Consider the following 22,346-nt stretch of genomic DNA (forward strand, 5'->3'; position numbering starts at 1 on the left):
TATGTACAAAGTAGTATTTTTTGATGTTGACGGTACGCTTTTAAGCGAAATTGATAGAAGTATGCATGAGAGCACAAAAGAAGCAATACAAAGATTAATAGAAAAAGGGATTCACGTAGTTGTTACTACAGGGAGACCATATAGCTTATGTTCGCAATTTAAAGAGCTGGGCATACATACAATTATTTCTGCAAATGGTGCACATATTAAGTGTGAGGAAACGGTTCTACATAAATCAGTACTTTCAAGTGAAATCGTTCATGATATCTCAGAGTTTGCAGAATTACATGGTCACGGTATTTCTTATTTTACCGAGGATTTTGCAATGAACGGAATAGCTTCGGATAATGAGCGTGTAATGCAAGCGCTTAGCGAGACGTTGAATTTAGAGAAGTATCCAGAAAAAAGCAGGGATTTGTCAGAAGAAATCTATTGTTTATGTCTGTATGCAGATGAAATAGAAGCTCAAAAATTTCTTGAAAGATATCCAGCACTTACGTTTGAACGTTTTCACGGTTATGTTATGAATGTGTTGGAAGATAATAAAGTATCGAAGGTAACTGCAATTCAAAAGGTATTAGAGCACCTAAACATTTGCAAATCAGAAGCCATTGCTTTTGGTGACGGTAGCAATGATATTGAGATGTTAGAGTATGTAGGATTAGGTATTGCGATGGGGAATGGCGGAGAAGAGTTAAAAACAAGAGCTGATTTCGTTACAAAGAAGGCGAGTGAAGGTGGTATTTTATTTGCCTTAGAAAAGCATTATGTCGTCTAACGTACCTTTATTGAAATAAAGGTACGTTAGGATCTTTAATGTGCTCGCATAATAAAATATGTATTTGTCCACGATGATGATAAAAGTGTGCAACAATTTCAAGTAACCATTCAAACCGAGAATAAGAAACACCCCAATAGGCAGTCATAACTGCCGCTAATTCTTCATGGGAATAGGAAAGAAATGTTTTAGAGAGAAGGTTGTATCCTTCAAGCATTATTTGTTGCATGTACGCAATTGTTTCTGGTGTATGTTCTAAATAAAAGGTACGTAACTCTTTTTCCGTACTACCATTTAAAATGAGTAAATCAGCATGGCAAATAAGAGAAAGATGTGCACACATTTCAAATAATGATCGCTTCGAGTGAATTGGTTGTATTTTTAATTCGTCTTCTTTATATCGGTTAAGCATTTGAATAGAAGTATCAACAGCAACTTTAAGTTGATGCAATACAGATTGTACAAACATTGTAATTCTCCTCTTCTACGTATATAATAGTTTCTTGAGGGTATTATATCGTACTCAAAATTCCGAAAATTCTAGTAGTTTGACTAGCATATTGAAAAGTATTATATTGTAAAAGGTCATATGAAACGTGAAATAGAATGGAATGCAATTATTGAGTTAGGAGTTAGACCAATGAGTTTGAAATATGGAAGAGATACAATTGTTGAAGTTGACTTAAATGCAGTAAAACATAATGTAAAAGAATTTAAAAAACGAGTGAATGATGAAAATATTGCAATGATGGCTGCTGTAAAAGCGAATGGGTATGGTCATGGGGCAGTTGAAGTTGCAAAAGCTGCTATTGAAGCAGGAATAAATCAGCTTGCAGTTGCATTTGTAGATGAAGCGATAGAGTTAAGAGAAGCAGGAATTAACGTGCCGATTTTAATTTTAGGCTATACGTCAGTAGCATCTGCGGAAGAAGCAATTCAATATGATGTAATGATAACTGTTTATAGAAGTGAAGATTTACAAGGTATAAATGAAATCGCAAACCGTCTTCAAAAGAAAGCGCAAATTCAGGTGAAAATTGATACAGGAATGAGTCGCATTGGTTTACAAGAAGAAGAGGTTAAACCATTTTTAGAGGAATTAAAACGTATGGAGTATGTAGAGGTAGTAGGAATGTTTACACATTACTCTACGGCAGATGAAATCGATAAATCATATACGAATATGCAAACAAGTTTATTTGAAAAAGCTGTCAATACAGCAAAAGAATTAGGAATTCATATCCCATATATTCATAGTTCAAATAGTGCAGGATCAATGGAACTTAGCAATACATTTCAAAATATGGTTCGTGTCGGTATCGGAATTTATGGAATGTATCCTTCAAAAGAGGTAGATCATTCAGTTGTTTCTCTGCAGCCTGCGTTGTCGTTAAAATCAAAAGTAGCTCATATTAAGCATGCAAAGAAAAATCGCGGTGTAAGTTATGGGAATACGTATGTAACGACTGGTGAAGAATGGATTGCCACTATACCGATTGGTTATGCTGATGGCTATAACCGTCAGTTATCTAATAAAGGGCATGCATTAATAAATGGAGTTCGAGTACCTGTTATTGGTCGTGTTTGTATGGATCAGCTCATGTTAGACGTTTCAAAAGCAATGCCAGTACAAGTGGGAGACGAAGTAGTATTCTACGGTAAACAAGGCGAAGAAAACATTGCAGTAGAAGAAATAGCGGATATGTTAGGTACAATTAACTATGAAGTTACATGTATGTTAGACAGAAGAATTCCACGTGTATATAAAGAAAATAATGAAACGACTGCTATTGTAAATATACTAAGAAAAAACTGAATCGTTATGATTCAGTTTTTTTATTTTTGACAAATGAAAAATGTTCTATTTGTACCGTGTGATTGAATGTCCTTAAAACCTACGGATTCTAGCAAAGAAATTATTTCTTCATTGGAATAACAAGCTTCTTCAAAAGAAAAGTCACTTCTTGTCCAATTATTATCTATGTCATGTTGAAATAGTATAAAGTTCATGACTGCTTTTTTATTGTCATTATCATATGTAGAATCGATTGTACAAACATATTCCGTTTCTGAAATGTGAAAGGAAGCGCTCCAGTTTTCAAGAAAACCTTTTTCCATATTCATATCAAATACGAATGTACCTTCACTATGTAATATAGAATAAACATTACGAAAAACACTTTTTAATTCATCTAATTTTAAAATATGGTTTAAGCTATCGCCAGTAGAGATAACATATTGAAATTGCTCATTTATATTGAAATAGCGAGCATCATCGACGATAAAGGCTGCGTCTGGAGCGTTTTGACGTGCGTATTCAATCATTTGAGCAGAACCATCTATACCAGTTACTACAAAATGATTCTCAATTAATTTCTTAGTAAGGTGACCAGTCCCGCAGCAAAGATCTAAAATATGAGAATGTGGTGGTGCATATTGTAAAATGAGTTTTTCCAAAAGTAGATAGGAGTGTTCAGCATAATGCCCCCAATGTTTATTATAAATGGATGCGAAAATATCATAATCAGAATAAATTAGTTTTTTAGACACATGCATTCACCTCGAAATTCATTACATTATAATAATCATACTTCGTTTTCATTTCAAAACCACATTGTGTATACAATTTTAAAGCATGGTTATTTTTCGTTTCGACGTCTAATTTAATTGTTGAAACTCCTTTTGTAATAAGGGTATGTATCATGGACGTAAGAATATCTTTACCGTATCCTTTCCCTTGATAAGAAGGGTGAACGGCGAATCCTGATAGTGTAGTAGATTGGTCTTCTTTAGAAACTGTAATTGTTCCTATCACTTTTTTATCGATAAGAGCACTGTAAACTTGATGGGAAGATGAATCCATCATCTTTTGTAACCATGTAGTGGTGTTTTCTACTGAATCTCCAAACGCTTTACTAGAAATTTCAATCAGATCAAGCAGTGATTTTGAAGATGCAAGAGTAAGTTGTATAGCATTCTTCGTTCTTTTTTGCGCTCCATTTGCTTTGAACTCCATACTATATTCACTATATAAATAAGGTAGCTTCATATGTATTGCAAATGCTTTCCCAGAAGCAGACGCCCCATTCATAATAAGAAGAGCTTCGTCTGCCTCTCTTAATCGTATTTCTTTCATTGCGGTTTGTAAAAGAGTAGTACCTATATATTGTTTCCTATAGTTCGGATGAACAAAGCCTATTAACTCAAGTTTGGTAGGTCTTTCAAAGTCATACATACTTAATGCACCGACTAATTGAGTATCGTCATAGAGTAAAAAGTCATGTATCTCTTCTTTATTACGAGCAGTTAAAAAGTTTACATGTAAATCTGACGAGTAATCAATTTGATCGTGTTGCCCGCAAATATGAGCTAAATCTTTCATTTGTTGTATTTCACATTCTGTTAAAGAACACTTTTTCTGAATTTCCATTTCATAACCTCTCACCTTCGAATTTAAAAATAGGATGGATGACTTAGCCACTTTTCTAATTCCACACTGCCCTGAACAGATAATAAACGGTACAAATATCGATAAGGACGTCTACATTCTACAAGATTAGGAATAGGCATGATGGTTTCATAACCTTGTTTAAAAGCATGAGCTTCCTTTTTTGTAAATACATATTCTAAGCCGATAAAATCAAATTCTCGGGGAGCAACTGCATAAGCTTCTGTATCTACTAAACCTGTAATAGTTGTACCATCTGATAAAAACTGAGTAGGGTCCATATCAATTAAAACGAGCGTAGCTTCCTTTGGTACCGGTAAGGAAGAAAGTTGTTGTTCAAAAGTAGGAAATGCGTTACGGATGCTCGCATTATTGGAATAAAATCTATTTACAAGTTCTTTACTGACTTTTAATATGTGAGACTTACATTCTTCTAGTGGAACTTGGAAAGTACCTGATGGGTTTCCTATAAACTTTGCTTGAAACGAATGAATTTCTGCTAGTCCTTTTCCAAGGCTGAATAAAATTGAATCAGATTGTCCGATAAAGGATTGGAGCGTACTTCCTGTTAGTTTTTCGACACTAACATACTTCCGGCCATTTAAAACATGTTTTTGCAAAATAGTGGGGATGGGCAAGTTAGTATGCTTTTTCAATAATTCGTGTATATGCTCTAAATGATGTACGTTCCTTGGATCGGTTCCAAAAAGGTTTTTACATCCCCACCAAAAATCATTATTTGGTTCTTCAGTCATTTTTGAGGAACGAACAATAACTTCTTCAAATGCTGTTTTAACAAGAAACACATCGCTTGCATGTTCTTCATAACCTGGGTGTAAAGTTTGAATAGATAAAATAGGTGAAGCGAATAGTTGTTGTAGCATGAAATTGCTCCTTTTTCTGTAAATTCGATAAATTTATTATATAACAGAATATGTTGCAAGTGGATAATGATAGGGACAACATAGAATTTAAATAAATTTACGGTGAGAAATCAGTTTGGAAATTATATTTTTCTACTTTTGTATGAATTATCAAAATAATGTTTTGATGATAAATCTGTAAAAATACCCAAATATAAATCTCATATTTTTCAGTAAATGAAGAGTTAAGCACACTTTCAATAGGGGGATAACGTAGGTTATGAAAAATATTTCTCAATAATAAAATGAAGAGAAAAATGTGAAGAAATAGAATAGATTCCTTTATAATAGTTTTAAATTAATTAATATAATTAATTATTAATAATATTAGATAGGAGAGAATATGATGGCAAACGTACTCGTAATAAATTTCCCTGGAGAAGGTCATATAAATCCGACTTTAGCTATTGTAAGTGAGTTAATTCGGCGAGGGGAGACAGTTGTTTCGTATTGTATTGAAGATTTTAGAAAGAAGATTGAAGCAACAGGTGCACAATTCCGAGAGTTTGAGAATTTTCTCTCTCAAATTAATATTATGGAGCGAGTAAATGAAGGTGGGAGTCCTTTGACGATGCTGTCTCATATGATGGAAGCATCAGAACGTATTGTTACTCAAATTGTAGAAGAAACAAAAGGGGAAAAGTACGATTATTTGATATATGATAATCATTTTCCAGTAGGACGTATTATAGCCAATGTTTTACAATTACCTAGTGTTTCTTCTTGTACAACGTTTGCTTTTAATCAGTACATTACTTTTAACGATGAACATGAATCAAGAGAAGTAGATGAAATGAATCCATTGTATCAATCTTGTTTAGCGGGAATGGAAAAATGGAATAAGCAGTATGGAATGAAGTGTACTAGTATGTATGATATTATGAACCATCCTGGTGATATTACGATTGTGTATACTTCAAAAGAATATCAGCCGCGTTCAGATGTATTTGATGAATCATATAAGTTTGTCGGTCCATCAATTGCTACTCGAAAAGAAGTAGGTAGCTTTCCTATTGAACATTTAAAAGATGAAAAAGTGATTTTCATTTCTATGGGAACAGTTTTCAATGAACAACCTGAGCTATATGAAAAATGTTTTGAAGCTTTTAAAGATGTAGAAGCGACAGTCGTATTAGTTGTTGGTAAGAAGATAAATATAAGTCAATTTGAAAACATTCCGGATAACTTTAAGGTGTATAATTATGTGCCACAATTAGAAGTATTACAGCATGCTGATGTATTCGTGACACACGGTGGTATGAATAGTTCGAGTGAAGCACTGTATTACGGTGTCCCATTAGTTGTAATTCCGGTAACAGGAGATCAGCCTTTAGTTGCGAAACGAGTAAATGAAGTAGGGGCTGGAATAAGGCTAAATCGTAAAGAACTCACTTCTGAATTGTTACGAGAGTCTGTAAAGAAAGTGATGAATGATGTAACGTTTAAGGAAAATAGTCGTAAAGTTGGAGAGTCACTTCGAAAGGCTGGTGGATATAAAAGGGCAGTTGATGAAATATTTAAAATGAAAATGAATTCGTACTTGAAACTTAAATAAATGTTTGAGGCACACTTACTACAATGGGTAAGTGTGTTTCAATAAAAAATTACATAAAAATCACTATAAAGGTGAAACTTTTGTGTATATAAACTGATATCTTTGTATTAGTAGAGAAATTACGTTAAAATAATACTAAGAAAATATATAAGTTTTGGGGGTAATGAATGAAGAAAGTATTTGAATACGTATTATTAACAATTGGCTCAATTATTGTAGCAGGTTCATTAGAGCTTATTTTAGCGCCTAATGGATTAGTAGATGGCGGGGTAACAGCCATTGCTATTATGGCGAATAAAGTTGCAGGATTGCCGCTTTATGGAGTGTTCTTGGGGATTAATATCCCGATTTTATTATTTACTGCAAAAGTAATGGGAAAGAAGTTCTTTATCCGTACGTCCTATGCAAATGTTGTGACAACACTCGGATTGATTTATTTGAAACCATTTCCAGCAATTACAACTTCTGAATTGTTAATTGTTCTTTATGGAGGAGTTCTATTTGGTGTTGGTGTAGGAATTGTAGTAAAAATGGGCGGAGCAATTGATGGATCAGAAATGTTAGCTGTTTGGATGAATAAACATTTTAAAGTGCCGATTAGTACATTTTTACTTGCTGTAAATGCGGTTATTTTCATCTTTGTTGCCATTTTGTTTTCAATTGAACAAGCGATGTTCTCATTAGCAATTTTCTATATTGTTACGAAGATGATTGATTTCATATTAGATGGCATTAATCAAGGAAAGAGCGTTATGATTATTTCTGGTAAAAATAAAGAAATAGGCGATCTACTTATGAAAGAATTGCAATTATCCGTTACGTATCTACATGGAGAAGGTGGTTTTTTAGGAGAACATAAGAGAATCATTTATTGTATTACAAACCGTTTCATTTATCCGAAAATGAAAGATCTCGTTCTCTCTGTAGATCCAACTGCTATTATTGAAGCTTCCTATTCAACAGAAACAACTGGTGTCAAACGTCCGGGAAGGGCAATGAGATCAGAAAAATAGTGCATAAAAATAGCTCCACGTAAGTATAACTTGCGTGGAGCTATTTTTATTTAGGGAACCACGCTTTTTTCAGTAATTTGACAACAGTTTCAATACATTCCTCTCGAATACTGCCAAAACCGAGCAATACATATGACTCCTCCCTCACATTATAAACAAAATCATATGTGGAGAGAGGGTATAACTTAATACGTTCTTTTGCAGCTGCATGAATAAGTTCTTGTTCATTCATCCCGTTATGAACGTGAAGTACAATATGAAGCCCGGATTGTTCACCGAGTATATGCACGTTATTTCCCATTTCGCTTTTAATAGATTTAATTAAAGAAATATGTTTTCTTTTATATAACGTACGACTTCGGTTAATATGACGTTCCCAATCACCACTTTGAATAAAGGTAGCAAAGGTAAGTTGTTGCATTGTAGAGACAGTTTGTTTAAACATACCACCAAGTTCTTTATAGACTTTTAAAAGATGAGGTGGTAAAACGATATATCCCATTCGTAAAGAAGGTAAAAAAGATTTCGAGAAAGTTCCCATATAAATAACACGTTCATTTGAATCTAGCCCTTGTAAAGAAGGAATAGGTTTTCCTATATAGCGAAATTCCCCGTCGTAATCATCTTCAATAATATAACCATTACAATCATTCGCCCATTTTAATAACTCGAGTCTTCTAGATAATGGCATAATGATTCCGAGTGGAAATTGATGAGATGGAGTGACATATGCCACATTGGAACCGGATTCACATAAAGCGGAAATATGAATCCCTTTATCGTCTAAAGGGATCGGGTGAACAGGAAGGCCACAACTTTGAATCATAGCAGGTATACGGTGAAATCCAGGATTTTCGATTCCGTATTCTTTTTTTGAACCAAGTAGTTGAAGGAGTAGCCAAAGAAGAGGCTGCGTACCTGCTCCAATAATAATTTGATCAGGTGAAGAATGTACCCCGCGAGCATGATATAAATACTTTGAAATATGTTCTCGTAGAACGAGCTCACCTTGTGGATCTTCTTTAGCAAATAATTCATTTTCATACTGCAATAAAGTTTCGTGTAACGCTCTTTTCCAGTTTGTTATGGGAAAAGCTTTTTGATCAATAAGTCCTTGACTACAATCATAATCATATTGTTCTTTTTCTTTATTGTTAGTACTGCTTGACGCAATTTGTTGTTTCTTTTGAATGACATCAATATCTACTTCCGCAACAAAAATCCCGCGTTTCGGTTTGCTTTCTACGTAACCTTCAGCTAGTAATTGTTGATAAGCGGATTCAACTGTAATACGACTCACATTAAGTTGCATAGCTAAATTTCTGTGAGAAGGAAGACGTGTACCGGCACGTAGTGATCCATGAGAGATTTCTCGTTTCATATATTCGTAAATTTGTAAGTAAATAGGTGTTTTATTTTGTAACACTAATGGGATAGTCAGATCCATTTGTAGACGCTCCTTTTTATACTGGCCTTATAAAAAAGAATAGAACTGTCACTTAAGTTAAGGGCAGTTACTTTCTATAATGATGATATAACATTTAGAAAATTTTATAAATAGTAAGGGGAGAATCATAATGAATATTAAAGAAGTAGTAACAGAAGCTGATTTACATGAAGTATTTCCCGTATTACAGCAATTACGAACAAAACTTTCAAGAGAAGAAGCAAGTTCTTTATTTCAAAAAATGAAAGAAGAAAATTATAAACTATTTTCGCTGCGTAACGAAGAGAATGAAGTTGTTAGTCTAGCTGGTGTAGCAATTTGTACGAATTTTTATAATGAGAAACATGTTTATGTATATGACCTTGTAACCGCGGAAGCTCATAGATCAAAAGGGTATGGTAATGTTCTGCTGTCATATGTAGAAAAATGGGGGAAAGAAGAAGGGTGCAGTTCTATCGTACTTACATCTGCATTTCCAAGAATTGATGCACATCGTTTTTATGAAAGAGAGGGCTTTAATAAGGTAAGCTATTCTTTTTATAAAGAGTTATAATACTAAGTAGGTTCCGTGTGTAAAAATATATGGAACCTATTTTCTTTTTCAGATTTGAGCTAGGGACAGGTCTAGCGATATGATTTGTCGAATATTAGAAATTTAAAATGGAATCTTGAATTTAGAGAATGTTAGGGGCGTTTATACTTGGAAAAAATAAAGAAATTATCTATACCAAATGATGTAAGAGTCATCATTATTTCTGATATTCATGGAGAATTAGACCTTTTTAAGGAACTACTACATAAAGTTAATTTTCAAGATGAAGATTATTTAATTATTAATGGCGATCTTTGTGAGAAAGGAAGAAATAGTATTGGCGTCGTAAACTATGTGATGGATCTAGTAGTTAGTAAGCCAAATGTGTATGTAATAGAAGGGAATTGTGAAGTTGTAGTTGAAGCACTTGTAAATGAAAATCCTGCTTTAATAAATTATTTGTGTACGCGAAAAAATACAATTTTTAATGAATGGCTAGCGCAATTGAATATTAACGTTCATAAAGAAAGTGATATCCGTGAATTGAAAACAAAATTAATGAGCCATTTCTCAAAAGAAATAAAGTGGCTAACAGAATTACCAACAGCGATTGAAACGGAGGATTATATCTTTGTACATGCTGGCCTTGAAGATAGAGAAGATTGGAAAGAGACAGAACAAAAAAATGCGATAGCAATACCGGAGTTTTTCAATCAATCACATAAAGCAAATAAGTATGTAGTTGTCGGTCATTGGCCTGTTGTAAACTATTCAGAGAAGGCACCATCTAACAATCCTGTTATTGATAAGGGAAAAAAGATTATTGCAATTGACGGTGGAAATACGATTAAAGAGGCAGGACAATTAAATGCATTTATCATTCAGAGGACAAGTGCAAGTGATAAGTTTTCTTATACATATGTAGACTATTTTCCAGAATATGAAGTAATAGCAGATTTTCATGCCGATGCAACAATGCAGGGCGGGGTTACCTATCCACATTATTACATAGAGCCTATGGAGAAGAAGCAAGATTACACAATATGCAGGCAAAGGGAAACGAATACATTACTTTATGTGAAAGATGAATATATTAAGCAACTTGATTCAGGTGAATACACAGTGAAAACGGATATATCTTGTGCGCAAATAAGCGTAAAAAAAGGGGATATTGTTTCTCTCATTAATGGTAGCTGCTCAGGATATGATTTAATTAAAAAAGATGGAGTAGAAGGCTGGATAGAGAAAGGGATTTTAGTTGAGATAGAAAAGACGAAAAAGAAAATATTTAGCTGAAATAGGAGGGATGTAACCTCCTATTTTTTTTAAGAAGTAGATTGCTTGCTATCTTTAATAAGTAAATAAATCGTACTCGGTAAAATGACAAGCGTCATTCCTAAAATAATTGTTAGTATAGCATAACCTCTATAAGGAGTAGAAACGATAAATGGAAGCCCCGCTAGTAAAATACCTGCTATTATCATTGAAATACTACAAATATTTGAAGCTCTTTTTTCGAGGTGCTTATCATTCCATTCCAATGAAACAGTTGATTCAGTCGTATCAATTTTGGAACTGAAATAACCTATTAATATAAATAAAAGCCCTAATCCTAAAAATATAAAATGATCAAGAGGAAGTGAAAAGCCAAGAGCGATAAGGGCAATGACAATATCGACAAAAAATAAGAATAGTAAAATAGTATTGCCGATCCAAAGGAGAAATTTCTGATTACTCGCTGCTTTAGATAAAGCTAAAAATAAAAAGAATACGAAAGAACATATAATTATATTTACGATAACAAAAGTAGCTTTATCCATTGTTGATGTAGGCGTTCCATTGAAGTCCCATTTCGTAACAATATTTGATGGTAAGAAGAAATAGAGAATAATATTTGCCGTAACAATAGTGAGAAATAAAGTAATACTAAATCGATTATTCATTGAATCACCAGCTTTCTACATGAATAATTGGTATCTTATAACAAAATTATACAATATAATAAACGATATCTGTTTTGATTTTTCAGAAAAAACATTATAATTATATATGAAATAAAGAGGAGTGTAGGAGGAAATTATGAAAAGCGTAATCATAAAAGGGGATAGAGTAACAATTCGTACAATTGAAGAATCAGATATAAAAACATTATGGAATCTCGTGTTTAAAGAAGAAAATCCAGAATGGAAAAAATGGGATGCACCGTATTTTCCGTTTTCGATGCAAGAATACTCAGCCTATAAGGAAAAGATGCAAACTCGTTTAAAAGAAGAACCGCTATACAATTTAATTATAGAACATAACGGTCAAGTTATAGGGACGGTCGGATTTTATTGGGAGTATAAACCGACGCGTTGGTTGGAGATGGGAATTGTCATTTATAATCCGGCTTACTGGAATGGCGGTTACGGTACAGAAGCGTTAACGTTATATCGGGATTTACTATTTGAAAAGATGGAGATTGGTAGAGTAGGGCTCACGACTTGGTCTGGTAATGAACGTATGATGAAAGTAGCGGAGAAAATAGGAATGAGCTTAGAAGGTAGAATGCGAAAATGCCGTTATTATAACGGAACGTACTATGACTCTATTCGAATGGGAATGATTCGTGAAGAATGGGAAGCGCTATGTGTAACAAAGGGGTGAAGGGATATGTACGCTATTATTGCTACATTTGATCGTGTATTTACTAATAAAATTACAGAATTGCAAAATGAATTAACAAATATTATTGGCACAAATCAATTAGCCGGAGCAGAACCTCATATTATGTTAGCTGATTATAATGAGTTAAATGTTCATTTGTATAAGGAGAAATTAGGGGAGTTTGTAGCTATTCAAGAAAATATGGATCCAGTAACTTTTCCTTCTATTGGAACTTTTCCTACTAACGGAACGGTCTTTCTAGCACCGACTGTTACTGATGCATTGTTAAAATTTCATCATTCTTATCATGATTATTTTAACAATTTTCATGACAACCCAAATTCATATTACGTACCGGGAAAGTGGGTTCCGCATTGTACGATTGCAAATAGATTACATACAAATCAGTTTTTAAGCGTAATGGAATATATTTATGAAAAATTTGATCATGCAACAGCTTCAATTGAGAAATTAAAATTAATAAAGGTGAATTATGAAAATGGTTCTGCCATTTCTTCTCGTATATTAGCAGAATATAATTTAAAGAGAATGGAGACATCGAGATGACATATGTAATTAGAGAAATGAAGCAGGAAGATATTCATGCTGTACAATCAGTAGCGAAAATAGCTTGGCATGATACATACGAAGGCATTATTCCGAGAGAGATTCAAGACAGTTTTTTAGACGAGGCTTATTCTGATGAAAAAATGAAATATCGTCTTGAGAATACACATTTATTCGTTGCAGAAGAAGAGGGAGAAGTCATTGGCTTTGCAAATTTTTCACCTGTTAGACTGCAAAACGAAGCAGAATTAGGAGCAATTTATTTGTTACCAGATCAACAAGGGAAAGGGATAGGAAGTGCTTTATTACAAAAAGGGTTAACAGTATTAAAAGGAATTCGGAAACTATACATTCATGTAGAAGCAGCGAATGAAAAAGGAAAACGTTTTTATGAAGCGAAAGGTTTTGCACAATTAGAAGAATTTGAAGAAGATTTTGAAGGACATATGATGCAGACAGTAAGGATGGTTTTATACATATAAGGAGGACTAGAAGTGAAAATCTTTGATTTTAGTGAAAAAGTAGGAAAGCAAATTACAGCATTTCAATCTAATTTCATAATGTCGAAAATAGTAAACCATCAAGGGAATATACATATCGGTGCTATGCATTTAAAAGAGAATGGAATAATTGGATATCATGAAGCAGTTGTATCGCAACTGCTTCTTATTGTGGACGGAGAAGGATATGTATGCGGGGCAAATAAAGAAAAAGTGAAGGTGGAAGCGGGACAAGCTGTGTTTTGGGAAAAGGGGGAGCTTCATGAGACAAGTACAGAAAAGGGATTGATGGCAATTGTTATGGAAGCGGAGGATCTTGAACGAGCGATATTAATGCCTATTAAAGAGGAGAGTTGTAAAAAATGATAGAAAAGGCAAATCGGGAAGAAACGGACGAAATAATACAATATGCAGCTCAATCGCTTTTTGAAGGTACGAGGGGAAATTGTCGTTTAAATACAGAGAAAGCGATTGAAATTACAAGGCCGATTGTAGAAAAGGGAGCGTATTATTTAGTCGTTAAAGAAGAAAACGTTGTAATGGGTTGGATATTAATAGGGGAAAATACGGACTATTTTTCTCATGAAAAACTAGGGTTTATATACGAATTGTATGTTTTTCCAGAGTACCGCGGGAAAGAATTGTCAAGAAAGTTAATGGAGGCTGGTATTAAGGAATTACAAAAGAATTATTCAGAAATTCGTTTGAATGTATTTGCTGGAAATTTTGCAAAAGAGATGTACGAACAGTTTGGTTTTGTTGAAAGACAGGTCATTATGACTTTGAAGTGAGAATAATAGTTTGAACGGGAGAAGAGAAAGAATGAGAAAAGAAAATGAGTATGTTGCGTATTTACAAAGGTTGTATCCTGAATTGCAAATAAATTCTGTTTATATAAATGAAATAGGTCAAAATAATGATGTGTTAATTGTAAATGATAATATAGTATTCCGGTTTCCGAAATATGAAAAAGGTATTCAGAAACTTCGAATAGAAACACAGTTACTAGAGAAAATAAGACCCTTCATTACGCTTCAAATTCCCAATCCAAGTTATCAAGGGTTTCAAAATGAAGTACCAGGGAAAGTATTTGCAGGTTATGAGATGATTGAAGGAGACCCGTTTTGGGAAAATGTTTTTACAGAAATAAATGATGAAAAGCAATTACAGAAACTTGCGTACACATTGGCGAGATTTTTAAAAGAGTTGCATGAAATTCCGTTATCTACATTCGAAGGTATTATGCAATGTGATAGTACTGATATGTATTCAGAAATAAATAGTTTATATAGCCAATTAAAAGAACATGTTTATCCATTCATGAGAAATGTAGCGAGAAAAGAGGTCTCAACATCGTTTGAGTTATATTTAAATGAAAGTAGTCATTTTAACTTTACTCCTAGTCTTGTTCATGGGGACTTTGGCATGACAAACATTTTATATAGTGCAACAAAAAAGAATATTTCAGGGGTCATAGATTTTGGTGGGGCGAGCATTGGAGATCCAGCTTATGATTTTGCTGGCATATTAGCTAGTTATGGAGAAGAGTTTTTACAACTATTTGAAGCCTATTATCCTAATTTAGAAGCAGTAAAGGAGCGAATGTATTTTTATAAGAGTACATTTGCGCTTCAAGAAGCATTATTTGGCGTACTAAATAATGATAAGAAAGCTTTTGAAGCTGGAATAGCACAATATGTATAAAAGCCGATTTTAAATCGGCTTTTTATTATTATCGATACATCGTCCACATCCCAATGTCTTTAAACCCTAGTCGTTTATAAATTCGTCCAGCAGTTGGATTGTTATAAAACAGGCAAAGTGTTCGGCTTTCTTTCGTAAAGTCTTGAATCATTTTTTGTAATATGAGTGAAGCAAATCCATTTCCGCGGTAATTCGGGTGTGTACATACGCCAACAACCATTGCAGATAATGAATTTTCAGCGGAAGTAGAGGCGGAGGTTAAGCCTGATGAGGTGTTATCTATGAGTGACCACTCTTTTAATTATTCATTTAGGAAAATTATAGAGGTTACAAGCTTGTGAGTCAACTATCAAAGGGATAACTATTCAGATGGATCCTGTGAGGAGGAGGATCTTTCCCTTGAGGTGAATCTAAGGAGCACCAGATACTACAGAGGAACTGATGGATAGGAACGAGAGAGGTAGGGCTAAAGAGGTGCTCTAAATAGGTAAAACCCCCACCTCGATGTGGTCACTTTTCAGTACATCAACATAGGAACTATAAAGGGTATAAAAATATAACTATTAAGCTCTACCTGAGAAGGTAAAATCCCCTTGGAGAATCCCCCTGTTAGGTACTACTCATATTATTCCACCTCACCAATACAAACAAAAGAGGTAGAACCTTTATAGTCCTACCTCACTAGTTTTATTCATTGTTAACATACTAAAGTATTTCCTTAGTAGCTTTTATGTATTCCACCATCTCGTAAGATACTCTGCTGTCCTTATAAAAGTTAACGTTTCTCCCCGTTAGTTGATTCTTTAAGTACATCTTCTTATCACGGCTACTACCTAGGAACAGCACCATATCGGCACCTGTAAAGACGAACTCTCTACTACCGCTATACACGAGGACGGCCTTTGTAGGTAAATGATCCATTGCTTCTTTATGTTCCTTCATAGCACCCCAGTCACTCTTGAAGTCATCCGCTAGTTTTCTAAATAGCTTCTTTATCACATTGCATTCCCCCCATAGATACTACATTACCCGAGGTATAACTCTATGTAAATAATTTACAAGTTTATTTTATAGGAGATCGTAACCGACCTCCATAGCAACTAGATCAGCTAAAAGAGAATACGAAAGACCTTGTTACTACGGCCATGTCCTTTGGGAGCAATCTGATAATATTATATGCTAAGATTACATAAAACGATAGATAAGTGTAATCATTTTACTAGGGAAGCAAACCTTGCCGTTAAGCCTTTTAGGTATTACATAAAGTTATTACATAAAATATTACACAAAACCTTTACATTTAATAAACGCTCATGTTACATTAAAGGTACAATAAATGTAAGGGAGAGGAACCTGATGAGAATCGCTTATGCTAGGGTTTCAACTGATGAGCAGTTACTTGATAGACAATTAGAAGCACTAAACAAGTATGGCTATGATAGATTAATCCAAGAGAAATATACCGGAACTAAAAAAGATCGAGCAGGACTAACTCAGCTCATGGATACAGTACGAGAAGGTGATATCGTTATTGTAGAAGCCATTAGTAGGCTAGGAAGGAACACTCTGGATATCCTTACAACTGTCGAAGAGTTAAATGCTATGGGTGTTACTTTCGTGTCACTAAAGGAAAACATGGATACTTCAACGCCAACTGGAAAAGCTATGTTCTCTATGATGGCAGTAATCAGCCAACTTGAGAGAGACTTAATAGCAGAGCGAACAAAAGAAGGGCTAGCAAGCGCAAAGAAACGTGGAGTTAAATTAGGTAGACCTCAACTAGACGATGACAAAATAAGGGTAGCCCTACAGATGTATGACTCAGGAGAATACTCTATCAAGGATATTGTTAGTCAAGTAGGGATATCTCAAGGTAAGCTATATAAAGAGATTAATAAGAGAAAATTACAAGAAGGAACTACGAGATAGGTGACAATTAAGTTGCTGCCTCGTGGTTTCTTTTTTATTTGTATACGAGTATGAACCATGTAGATTCATCTCTTGAGCGTGTACCTAACAGAGGAACTGATAAGTAAATACGTAAGTTGTTACTTGTATATAAGGCTGAGGAGTGCCGGCTCATAAGGTAATTGTTATTGATAGTTATATGAGGTGAAGACCGGTAGTTGGTTACAGGAGGTAAGCCCAGCTCGTATGTACTACTTGCGTTGTTGCCTTGTATGGCTAGACTCTTACAGTCGATCTCGTTAGCTACCTCTCTGTCACTGTTGAGGAGGGATACTCCTTGGCCTTACCTCCTTAGCCTCACGTATTACAACCATAGGGGTGGGTGCACATATCGGATGGTGCCATACAGCGTTACTATACAGACACAAAATCGACCTCCCGAGTTTTATCTCCTCAGTCAATTTTATAAAATTTATTCTCCCAACATTCGCCCTCATAGTTACATCTCCGTTGTCCGTCCTCGTTAGCTCCTTCTAAAAAGTGCTGATTTTTGACACTCTGACCTTTTTAGACAGTCCTTAAAACGGCTGTATCCCTTGGCACATCTAGCTTCTGCTAGGGGTAGGCATTTTTGAAAGCACCCTCAAGAGTGATCTGTCTCTCAGCTCTACTCTAAGAGTTTATCTTCTCAGTTTTACCTTTAAAGAATAACTGCTTATTTTTGATACTCTGTAGTTAAATCTAAGTAGTAAAACTAGTAGTAAACCCAGTAGTACCAAGGGTTTAACCCCCATCAGATAATTCTAGTAAGTTAAAACCTAAAGAGTTAAAACTATTAAGTTCAACTAATTAGTCCAACTCATAGGTTCTTAACTTCTCAAAACATAAATACTTAAAACCTGAGAAGGATAACTAATTAAGTAATACCTACAGAGAGTAGCTTTAAAGACTTACCTATCTCAGTAATGAGAAGATAATACTTTACAGATTTAGCTCTGTAGTTAAACTAATTGGTTCTGCCTTAGGTAGTTATTTGTTTTAAATGCATTTAAATACTTAAAACCTAGAGAAGGATAAACTCTTTGAGGATAGTTATATAGTCTTTCTCTTGGTTTCACCAAGTAGTAAACCTATATAGGATAACTAATTAATCTTCCTCAGTAGTCATTTGTATTTATTTTTTAACTGAGCTGAAATCTATTAGGTGAATTCTTTCAGAATCTTGCCTATGAGATGGTCTGATATAGTTATATACAGAATACAGAGAAACCCGAAAAAGTGGGGTCAATCTCTTGGAAGAGAGAGTAAGGGTAATACTGTTTTAATACTGACGGTTTCATACAACGTTTTTTGAATCAATTTGAGGACGGTATCTACGAAGTACTAATGCAGTCTCGCAAACCGATCACCAAACCAATCATTAAAACTATCCCCTAGTTTATATTACCTAAGTATTACTATTTATGGTATTGATGGATATCATTGTATTTCAGGTGGAGGATGACATATAATTAAGATAAACAAAGGGGGAATATTCATGAGTGACGTAAAATTAACTAATGAGGTAATTAGCCCGAAAGATAAGCGAGATAGTTTAGTTGACAAGGTGGAGGTACTTAGCAAAGTAAAAGAATTTTCGTTGCCACCAGAGTTGGAAATGGCTACCCTTCAACAGGTCGCAGATTTTTACGAAGTACCAGAGAAAATGATAAATAATCTACTTGAATCTCACAAGGATGAACTTGTTTCAGATGGGTACACGTATATGAAGGGAAACAAAATAAGTTCCTTCTTTCCGAAAATGAAAAGAAGAGGATCATATACGGTAACATCGAGAAATGGAGAGAAGTATACATATTCTAGCGGCGAGAGCACATTATTTCCTAAGAGAGCTATCCTCCGAGTAGGAATGCTATTAGGAGGTGCCTCTGAAGTTGCCAAAAAGATTCGTGCTCAACTATTGAATACTGAGGAGAGCGCAGTACAATTATATGTAAATGGATTAGTACTGTGTGGATTATCATTGAGTTTACTACTAATGAAGCCATTTACTAATCAAGAACAGGTCAGACAAGGGATATAGTTATTGCACTTAAGGTTACACTTGTATAGCGTATCTCATGAGTAGGCAAGAGAGGTACCTGTAAGAATGTAATAAAGGAGTAGACCTCTTCAGTCTAGCTCCTTATATCTAACTATCTATAAAGCAATTATTCTTTATCCTGTTTGTTCCACATATCCAACTTGCCATTTTCGAATCTCAGCATAGCAAATTTTATATTACCTTCACCTTTGTAAATTATGGTTTCTATGTAGTCTTCTTCTTTGTATAGTTCACCTACACCGCCAATCAACTGAGCTACCTCCTCACGAGTCATATTATAATCAAGAGCTTCAAATTCCCCCTCATTAATGTACCCTTGAGATGGCTTGTAGTCCTCAAATGGTGCCTTCGTAGTGGTAGCTTCTTCTTGTGAGCAGGCACCTAATAAGCCAATACTTATAAATAAGGCTCCTAATCCAAAGTGTTTAATCATATAACACCTCCCTTGGTTTATTCTATTCGCTCTCATGGTTGTCCTATCAATATCGCTTATTGAACGTACTCTACAAGTTCCTATGAGGACGAGCTCTAGCAGTGAAGCTAAACAATCTCCTTATAAAATAATTCTAACAGATTGCTCGTACAGTTTTCTTCATTAGTTTTTCTCCTCAGGTAATGCCACAGAGTATGTCTGTTTTACATCTTATCTCTTAAGATACAACTTGATAGTTAACTAAGGGTATCTAGCTCAGTAAAGAAAATAAATAAAGAACTACTGAGGAAGACAATAGAGAGTACTAGCTAGTAAACCAGCAGTTATAACTCCATAGGTAATACTAATAGATTTCCTTCTCTAGGTTTAAGGTATTTAAAGGCATTAAAGAGCTATAGGAGACGGCACAATTAAGATAATCTACAGAGTTCAACTTCAAGGATATGCTTTATCGTAAACGAGTAAGACAGCCTTTGAAGTATGCTTCTGTAGATTCGCCGTCTCAGGCTTTGTATTTATGTTCTGAGAGGGTGAGGGCTAGTAGAGGTAGCCAACTAAGTGATCTCTATAGAATCGACTGATTAATATTCTCCTAGAAATAACTTTTGGATAATAATTAACGAGGCAGCAATTCTTTAGTTTTACTTTAGGGGTTACTGTGAGAAAGTCTAAAAGGTTCTATACAGAATACAGAGAAGCCCGAAAGTGAAACAGGTTCAAACCTTTGGGGGAGTAAGTCTGAACATGATTCAATGCTGGCGGTTTCATACACCATTTTTGAATCAATTTGAGGACGGTATCCATAGAATCTTAATTGAAAAACTAGTTTACAAGTAGTTTACCAGCAAGACGTTTTAGGACAACATTTTAAGGTTTATGGAAGTATTGAAGAACCACTTTTTCTTGCAAAGGATGTGGCTGATTGGATCGAACACAGTAATACAAGAATGATGATGAAAAAAGTAGATAGCTCTGATAAGGTAGTAAACAATGTTTACACCCTTGGTGGAGTACAAGAATCATGGTTTATTACTGAATATGGACTATACGAAGTACTAATGCTTTCTCGTAAGCCAATCGCCAAACAGTGGAAAAAGGAAGTAAAGAAAATCCTCAAGCAGATCCGTCTCACGGGTGGAACTATACAGACTGACCGCGAGGCAGAGTTCATTGAGAACTACTTCCCAAGTTTCTCTGAGGAAGTTAAGAAAGCTATGGTGTTAGACTTACACGCTACAAACAAAGAGCTACAATTCATTAGTAACCTGTAGAGGTCGCTTGGTGAGTTGTAGCTTTTTGTACTCTGGTTTGTAATGTAAATCCCCTGAGTTAGTAACGTAGGAATGCAGGTTCAAGGTCCTTCAGATGCAACACATTTAGTATATACCTATTGAGAAGAATTTTTAAGTGCCACTCTTATAAATGTGAAAATTAGGAAGGGGGTTATTAGTAAGTCATAGTTCAAAAGTGGTCTCAATAAAGGACGCAATCCTGTTGGAGCTAATGGGTTTTCTCTGTAGGGGTCACAGTCCACTCATATTAGTTATGAATGTATAAATAAGAGGTGGTAACGGTTTTCGTACTATATATATGTAGGGTTAATAAGGGGGTAGTCACACTCTTCCTAATTATCTTTATGAAGGGGTAAATAAGAGGTTGTGTCACCTGAGGTATGTTATATATGAGAGAAACTTTTTCAAGAGTATATTCTAATCGGTCTACCGTGAGAAGGAATGGCTCCTCAAAGTTCATGCTGACGTATGAATTATTTGCTTTGTTATCCCCCGAAATAACTTATTATATCCACCTCCTAGTTTATGCTAGTTTTGGCTGGCTTATCTAATAAGCCGGTTCCTTTTTGGAGATTAGTGGAATAAAAACGCTATATAAAATAATTACCAAGGAGGTTAAAACAGTGATAGTTAAATTCTATTTGGACGTTGATAAGATAATTAATGCTTATGGAGTTTCGATTACGCAGTTGGCTGATAGGGCAAACCTAGACCGTTCATATATGAGTAAGATTAAAAGAGGTTCACCAATTAGTTTAAACACGCTATCTCGGATTGCAAGTGCTTTAGGTGAGAAAGATGCATCTCGATTATTGAGTGTTAAAGAGTAAGACAGAGGGGAGCTGTTAAGGTTGAATAACTGGAATGCATTTATTGATTGGAGAAACGAACAAGGCCTAAAAGGTTTAGCTACTGAGGACGAATACAACGAGTACCTATCTCTAGTAGGAGAGCGACCTGAGAGCGATAAGTTATCTAGAAAAGAACTACAGAAGCTAGAAAGTGAGTTTGCTGGTTTGGGAGTTAAAGAGTCTGTACAGGCGACTTTCGAGGCTATCCGAGAGTTGCTTGTTTTAGGTTCAACAATCACGTATGACGATCTAGCCCAGCTCACAGGCAATAGCCTAGCAACCGTTAAACGCCATGTAGCTGAACTTGAGGAGAAAGAATTCCTGCATATCAAACGAGGGCAGTATGCTAACACATACTACTATGGTGTCGACATGAGGAAGGACACTAAGAAGAAAATTAAAATGGTTGATACCTTCGAGTGGGCTAACGGTATAGAAGACATTGTTAAAGAAGTTACTGTTGCAGAAGGATCTAATGAGTTACATGTTGCTATATGGAATGTCGGAGAGGTTCTAGCCCGTACATCTTCATTTTATTGGAATATTAACGAGGTAGACAAGTTTTATCAAGTTTAATCTATCGTGAGAAAACAGAAAGTACAGTTCCTAAAACTAAAATCTTATAGCGCACCTTACTAGGCGAAA

At 34.9% G+C, this 22,346-nt stretch carries 25 protein-coding genes and 1 pseudogene; 17 read left to right on the forward strand and 9 right to left on the reverse strand.

Translation table 11 applies throughout. From position 1 onward, the window contains the following. Position 1: 1 nt before the first annotated feature. Entirely contained in the window at positions 2-778 is a 777-nt protein-coding gene (locus NST14_RS10540; protein WP_061183067.1) for a Cof-type HAD-IIB family hydrolase, read from the forward strand. Positions 779-785: 7 nt separating this feature from the next. Here NST14_RS10540 and NST14_RS10545 read toward each other — a convergent pair whose 3' ends face one another. Beyond that, positions 786-1,247, reverse strand: a complete 462-nt coding sequence (locus NST14_RS10545; protein ID WP_073540514.1) for a DinB family protein — start codon at positions 1,245-1,247, stop codon at positions 786-788. A 171-nt stretch (positions 1,248-1,418) separates the two neighbouring features. Between NST14_RS10545 and alr the strand changes: the two genes are divergently transcribed. Then, positions 1,419-2,594 (forward strand): alanine racemase, encoded by a 1,176-nt coding sequence (gene alr, locus NST14_RS10550; protein ID WP_061535810.1) that lies wholly within the window; start codon positions 1,419-1,421, stop codon positions 2,592-2,594. Positions 2,595-2,614: 20 nt separating this feature from the next. Here alr and NST14_RS10555 read toward each other — a convergent pair whose 3' ends face one another. Genes NST14_RS10555 through NST14_RS10565 form a run of 3 tightly spaced genes read right to left on the reverse strand, consistent with a single transcriptional unit; the run spans position 2,615 to position 5,110 of the window. Continuing rightward, positions 2,615-3,328, reverse strand: coding sequence for a class I SAM-dependent DNA methyltransferase (locus NST14_RS10555; protein ID WP_000038489.1), 714 nt, complete (start codon positions 3,326-3,328; stop codon positions 2,615-2,617). Next, the gene (locus NST14_RS10560; protein ID WP_061535791.1) at positions 3,321-4,208 is read right to left on the reverse strand and encodes a GNAT family N-acetyltransferase; all 888 of its coding nucleotides are present in this window, start codon (positions 4,206-4,208) and stop codon (positions 3,321-3,323) included. The genes NST14_RS10555 and NST14_RS10560 overlap by 8 nt, the downstream gene beginning before the upstream one ends. A gap of 23 nt (positions 4,209-4,231) precedes the next feature. Beyond that, a complete protein-coding gene (locus tag NST14_RS10565; RefSeq protein WP_061535790.1) occupies positions 4,232-5,110 on the reverse strand; it encodes a hypothetical protein in 879 nt (292 codons plus the stop codon). A gap of 385 nt (positions 5,111-5,495) precedes the next feature. Between NST14_RS10565 and NST14_RS10570 the strand changes: the two genes are divergently transcribed. Both NST14_RS10570 and NST14_RS10575 read left to right on the forward strand, forming a co-directional pair. Next, complete coding sequence (locus tag NST14_RS10570; RefSeq protein WP_073540516.1) at positions 5,496-6,704, forward strand: macrolide family glycosyltransferase; 1,209 nt, start codon at positions 5,496-5,498, stop codon at positions 6,702-6,704. Between the two features lie 167 nt (positions 6,705-6,871). Next, positions 6,872-7,717, forward strand: a complete 846-nt coding sequence (locus tag NST14_RS10575) for a YitT family protein (RefSeq protein WP_000755132.1) — start codon at positions 6,872-6,874, stop codon at positions 7,715-7,717. 46 nt (positions 7,718-7,763) lie between these two features. On the opposite strand, the gene pdxR is transcribed toward NST14_RS10575, so the two are convergent. Continuing rightward, the gene (gene pdxR, locus NST14_RS10580) at positions 7,764-9,164 is read right to left on the reverse strand and encodes a MocR-like pyridoxine biosynthesis transcription factor PdxR (RefSeq protein ID WP_073540517.1); all 1,401 of its coding nucleotides are present in this window, start codon (positions 9,162-9,164) and stop codon (positions 7,764-7,766) included. Positions 9,165-9,294: 130 nt separating this feature from the next. Between pdxR and NST14_RS10585 the strand changes: the two genes are divergently transcribed. Together NST14_RS10585 and NST14_RS10590 are read left to right on the forward strand one after the other, a co-directional pair. Then, a complete protein-coding gene (locus tag NST14_RS10585) occupies positions 9,295-9,717 on the forward strand; it encodes a GNAT family N-acetyltransferase (protein ID WP_001021919.1) in 423 nt (140 codons plus the stop codon). Between the two features lie 147 nt (positions 9,718-9,864). Then, positions 9,865-10,992, forward strand: coding sequence for a metallophosphoesterase (locus NST14_RS10590; RefSeq protein WP_229143000.1), 1,128 nt, complete (start codon positions 9,865-9,867; stop codon positions 10,990-10,992). A 29-nt stretch (positions 10,993-11,021) separates the two neighbouring features. Here NST14_RS10590 and NST14_RS10595 read toward each other — a convergent pair whose 3' ends face one another. After that, complete coding sequence (locus tag NST14_RS10595; RefSeq protein ID WP_001065180.1) at positions 11,022-11,639, reverse strand: DUF1648 domain-containing protein; 618 nt, start codon at positions 11,637-11,639, stop codon at positions 11,022-11,024. Between the two features lie 136 nt (positions 11,640-11,775). On the opposite strand from NST14_RS10595, the gene NST14_RS10600 reads away from it, so the two are divergent. From NST14_RS10600 to NST14_RS10625, 6 genes are read left to right on the forward strand one after another with little or no spacing between them, the layout of a single operon-like run. Further along, complete coding sequence (locus NST14_RS10600; protein WP_073540519.1) at positions 11,776-12,342, forward strand: GNAT family N-acetyltransferase; 567 nt, start codon at positions 11,776-11,778, stop codon at positions 12,340-12,342. 6 nt (positions 12,343-12,348) lie between these two features. Next, positions 12,349-12,909: a 2'-5' RNA ligase family protein gene (locus tag NST14_RS10605; RefSeq protein WP_000270870.1), complete on the forward strand. Its 561-nt coding sequence runs from the start codon at positions 12,349-12,351 to the stop codon at positions 12,907-12,909. Then, positions 12,906-13,391: a GNAT family N-acetyltransferase gene (locus tag NST14_RS10610; RefSeq protein WP_000222822.1), complete on the forward strand. Its 486-nt coding sequence runs from the start codon at positions 12,906-12,908 to the stop codon at positions 13,389-13,391. Before NST14_RS10605 ends, NST14_RS10610 begins: the two co-directional genes overlap by 4 nt. A 12-nt stretch (positions 13,392-13,403) precedes the next feature. Then, the gene (locus NST14_RS10615) at positions 13,404-13,775 is read left to right on the forward strand and encodes a hypothetical protein (protein ID WP_000688092.1); all 372 of its coding nucleotides are present in this window, start codon (positions 13,404-13,406) and stop codon (positions 13,773-13,775) included. Continuing rightward, positions 13,772-14,200 carry a GNAT family N-acetyltransferase gene (locus NST14_RS10620; RefSeq protein WP_000570284.1) on the forward strand — a complete coding sequence of 143 codons (429 nt, stop codon included), beginning with the start codon at positions 13,772-13,774 and terminating at the stop codon, positions 14,198-14,200. The genes NST14_RS10615 and NST14_RS10620 overlap by 4 nt, the downstream gene beginning before the upstream one ends. A 31-nt stretch (positions 14,201-14,231) precedes the next feature. Further along, a complete protein-coding gene (locus NST14_RS10625) occupies positions 14,232-15,113 on the forward strand; it encodes a phosphotransferase family protein (RefSeq protein ID WP_001224479.1) in 882 nt (293 codons plus the stop codon). A 28-nt stretch (positions 15,114-15,141) separates the two neighbouring features. Here the strand turns inward: NST14_RS10625 and NST14_RS10630 are convergent. Together NST14_RS10630 and NST14_RS10635 are read right to left on the reverse strand one after the other, a co-directional pair. Further along, positions 15,142-15,375 (reverse strand): annotated as a pseudogene (locus NST14_RS10630) (GNAT family N-acetyltransferase); the annotation flags it as partial. A 443-nt stretch (positions 15,376-15,818) separates the two neighbouring features. After that, positions 15,819-16,112 (reverse strand): hypothetical protein, encoded by a 294-nt coding sequence (locus NST14_RS10635; protein ID WP_229143001.1) that lies wholly within the window; start codon positions 16,110-16,112, stop codon positions 15,819-15,821. 357 nt (positions 16,113-16,469) lie between these two features. On the opposite strand from NST14_RS10635, the gene NST14_RS10640 reads away from it, so the two are divergent. Both NST14_RS10640 and NST14_RS10645 read left to right on the forward strand, forming a co-directional pair. Next, the gene (locus NST14_RS10640) at positions 16,470-17,042 is read left to right on the forward strand and encodes a recombinase family protein (protein WP_229143002.1); all 573 of its coding nucleotides are present in this window, start codon (positions 16,470-16,472) and stop codon (positions 17,040-17,042) included. Between the two features lie 1,516 nt (positions 17,043-18,558). Beyond that, a complete protein-coding gene (locus NST14_RS10645) occupies positions 18,559-19,104 on the forward strand; it encodes a hypothetical protein (protein WP_229143003.1) in 546 nt (181 codons plus the stop codon). Positions 19,105-19,231: 127 nt separating this feature from the next. Here NST14_RS10645 and NST14_RS10650 read toward each other — a convergent pair whose 3' ends face one another. After that, complete coding sequence (locus tag NST14_RS10650) at positions 19,232-19,558, reverse strand: hypothetical protein (RefSeq protein WP_229143004.1); 327 nt, start codon at positions 19,556-19,558, stop codon at positions 19,232-19,234. Positions 19,559-20,472: 914 nt separating this feature from the next. On the opposite strand from NST14_RS10650, the gene NST14_RS10655 reads away from it, so the two are divergent. From NST14_RS10655 to NST14_RS10665, 3 genes are all read left to right on the forward strand, one after another. Then, positions 20,473-20,829 carry a BRO-N domain-containing protein gene (locus tag NST14_RS10655; protein ID WP_229143005.1) on the forward strand — a complete coding sequence of 119 codons (357 nt, stop codon included), beginning with the start codon at positions 20,473-20,475 and terminating at the stop codon, positions 20,827-20,829. Between the two features lie 644 nt (positions 20,830-21,473). Continuing rightward, positions 21,474-21,680 (forward strand): helix-turn-helix domain-containing protein, encoded by a 207-nt coding sequence (locus tag NST14_RS10660; protein ID WP_229143006.1) that lies wholly within the window; start codon positions 21,474-21,476, stop codon positions 21,678-21,680. A gap of 21 nt (positions 21,681-21,701) precedes the next feature. Next, positions 21,702-22,277: a winged helix-turn-helix transcriptional regulator gene (locus NST14_RS10665; RefSeq protein ID WP_229143007.1), complete on the forward strand. Its 576-nt coding sequence runs from the start codon at positions 21,702-21,704 to the stop codon at positions 22,275-22,277. Positions 22,278-22,346: the final 69 nt, after the last annotated feature.

The organism is Bacillus sp. FSL W8-0519 (assembly GCF_038005585.1).
Taxonomy (GTDB): Bacteria; Bacillota; Bacilli; order Bacillales; family Bacillaceae_G; genus Bacillus_A; species Bacillus_A paranthracis.

What these genes read in the sequence shown, in the direction of transcription:
- NST14_RS10540 (WP_061183067.1), top strand. Translation starts at nt 2, where the DNA reads ATGTACAAAGTAGTATTTTTTGATGTTGACGGTACGCTTTTAAGCGAA.
- NST14_RS10545 (WP_073540514.1), bottom strand. Translation starts at nt 1,247, where the DNA reads ATGTTTGTACAATCTGTATTGCATCAACTTAAAGTTGCTGTTGATACT.
- alr (WP_061535810.1), top strand. Translation starts at nt 1,419, where the DNA reads ATGAGTTTGAAATATGGAAGAGATACAATTGTTGAAGTTGACTTAAAT.
- NST14_RS10560 (WP_061535791.1), bottom strand. Translation starts at nt 4,208, where the DNA reads ATGGAAATTCAGAAAAAGTGTTCTTTAACAGAATGTGAAATACAACAA.
- NST14_RS10565 (WP_061535790.1), bottom strand. Translation starts at nt 5,110, where the DNA reads ATGCTACAACAACTATTCGCTTCACCTATTTTATCTATTCAAACTTTA.
- NST14_RS10570 (WP_073540516.1), top strand. Translation starts at nt 5,496, where the DNA reads ATGGCAAACGTACTCGTAATAAATTTCCCTGGAGAAGGTCATATAAAT.
- NST14_RS10575 (WP_000755132.1), top strand. Translation starts at nt 6,872, where the DNA reads ATGAAGAAAGTATTTGAATACGTATTATTAACAATTGGCTCAATTATT.
- pdxR (WP_073540517.1), bottom strand. Translation starts at nt 9,164, where the DNA reads ATGGATCTGACTATCCCATTAGTGTTACAAAATAAAACACCTATTTAC.
- NST14_RS10585 (WP_001021919.1), top strand. Translation starts at nt 9,295, where the DNA reads ATGAATATTAAAGAAGTAGTAACAGAAGCTGATTTACATGAAGTATTT.
- NST14_RS10595 (WP_001065180.1), bottom strand. Translation starts at nt 11,639, where the DNA reads ATGAATAATCGATTTAGTATTACTTTATTTCTCACTATTGTTACGGCA.
- NST14_RS10600 (WP_073540519.1), top strand. Translation starts at nt 11,776, where the DNA reads ATGAAAAGCGTAATCATAAAAGGGGATAGAGTAACAATTCGTACAATT.
- NST14_RS10605 (WP_000270870.1), top strand. Translation starts at nt 12,349, where the DNA reads ATGTACGCTATTATTGCTACATTTGATCGTGTATTTACTAATAAAATT.
- NST14_RS10610 (WP_000222822.1), top strand. Translation starts at nt 12,906, where the DNA reads ATGACATATGTAATTAGAGAAATGAAGCAGGAAGATATTCATGCTGTA.
- NST14_RS10620 (WP_000570284.1), top strand. Translation starts at nt 13,772, where the DNA reads ATGATAGAAAAGGCAAATCGGGAAGAAACGGACGAAATAATACAATAT.
- NST14_RS10625 (WP_001224479.1), top strand. Translation starts at nt 14,232, where the DNA reads ATGAGAAAAGAAAATGAGTATGTTGCGTATTTACAAAGGTTGTATCCT.
- NST14_RS10640 (WP_229143002.1), top strand. Translation starts at nt 16,470, where the DNA reads ATGAGAATCGCTTATGCTAGGGTTTCAACTGATGAGCAGTTACTTGAT.
- NST14_RS10645 (WP_229143003.1), top strand. Translation starts at nt 18,559, where the DNA reads ATGAGTGACGTAAAATTAACTAATGAGGTAATTAGCCCGAAAGATAAG.
- NST14_RS10650 (WP_229143004.1), bottom strand. Translation starts at nt 19,558, where the DNA reads ATGATTAAACACTTTGGATTAGGAGCCTTATTTATAAGTATTGGCTTA.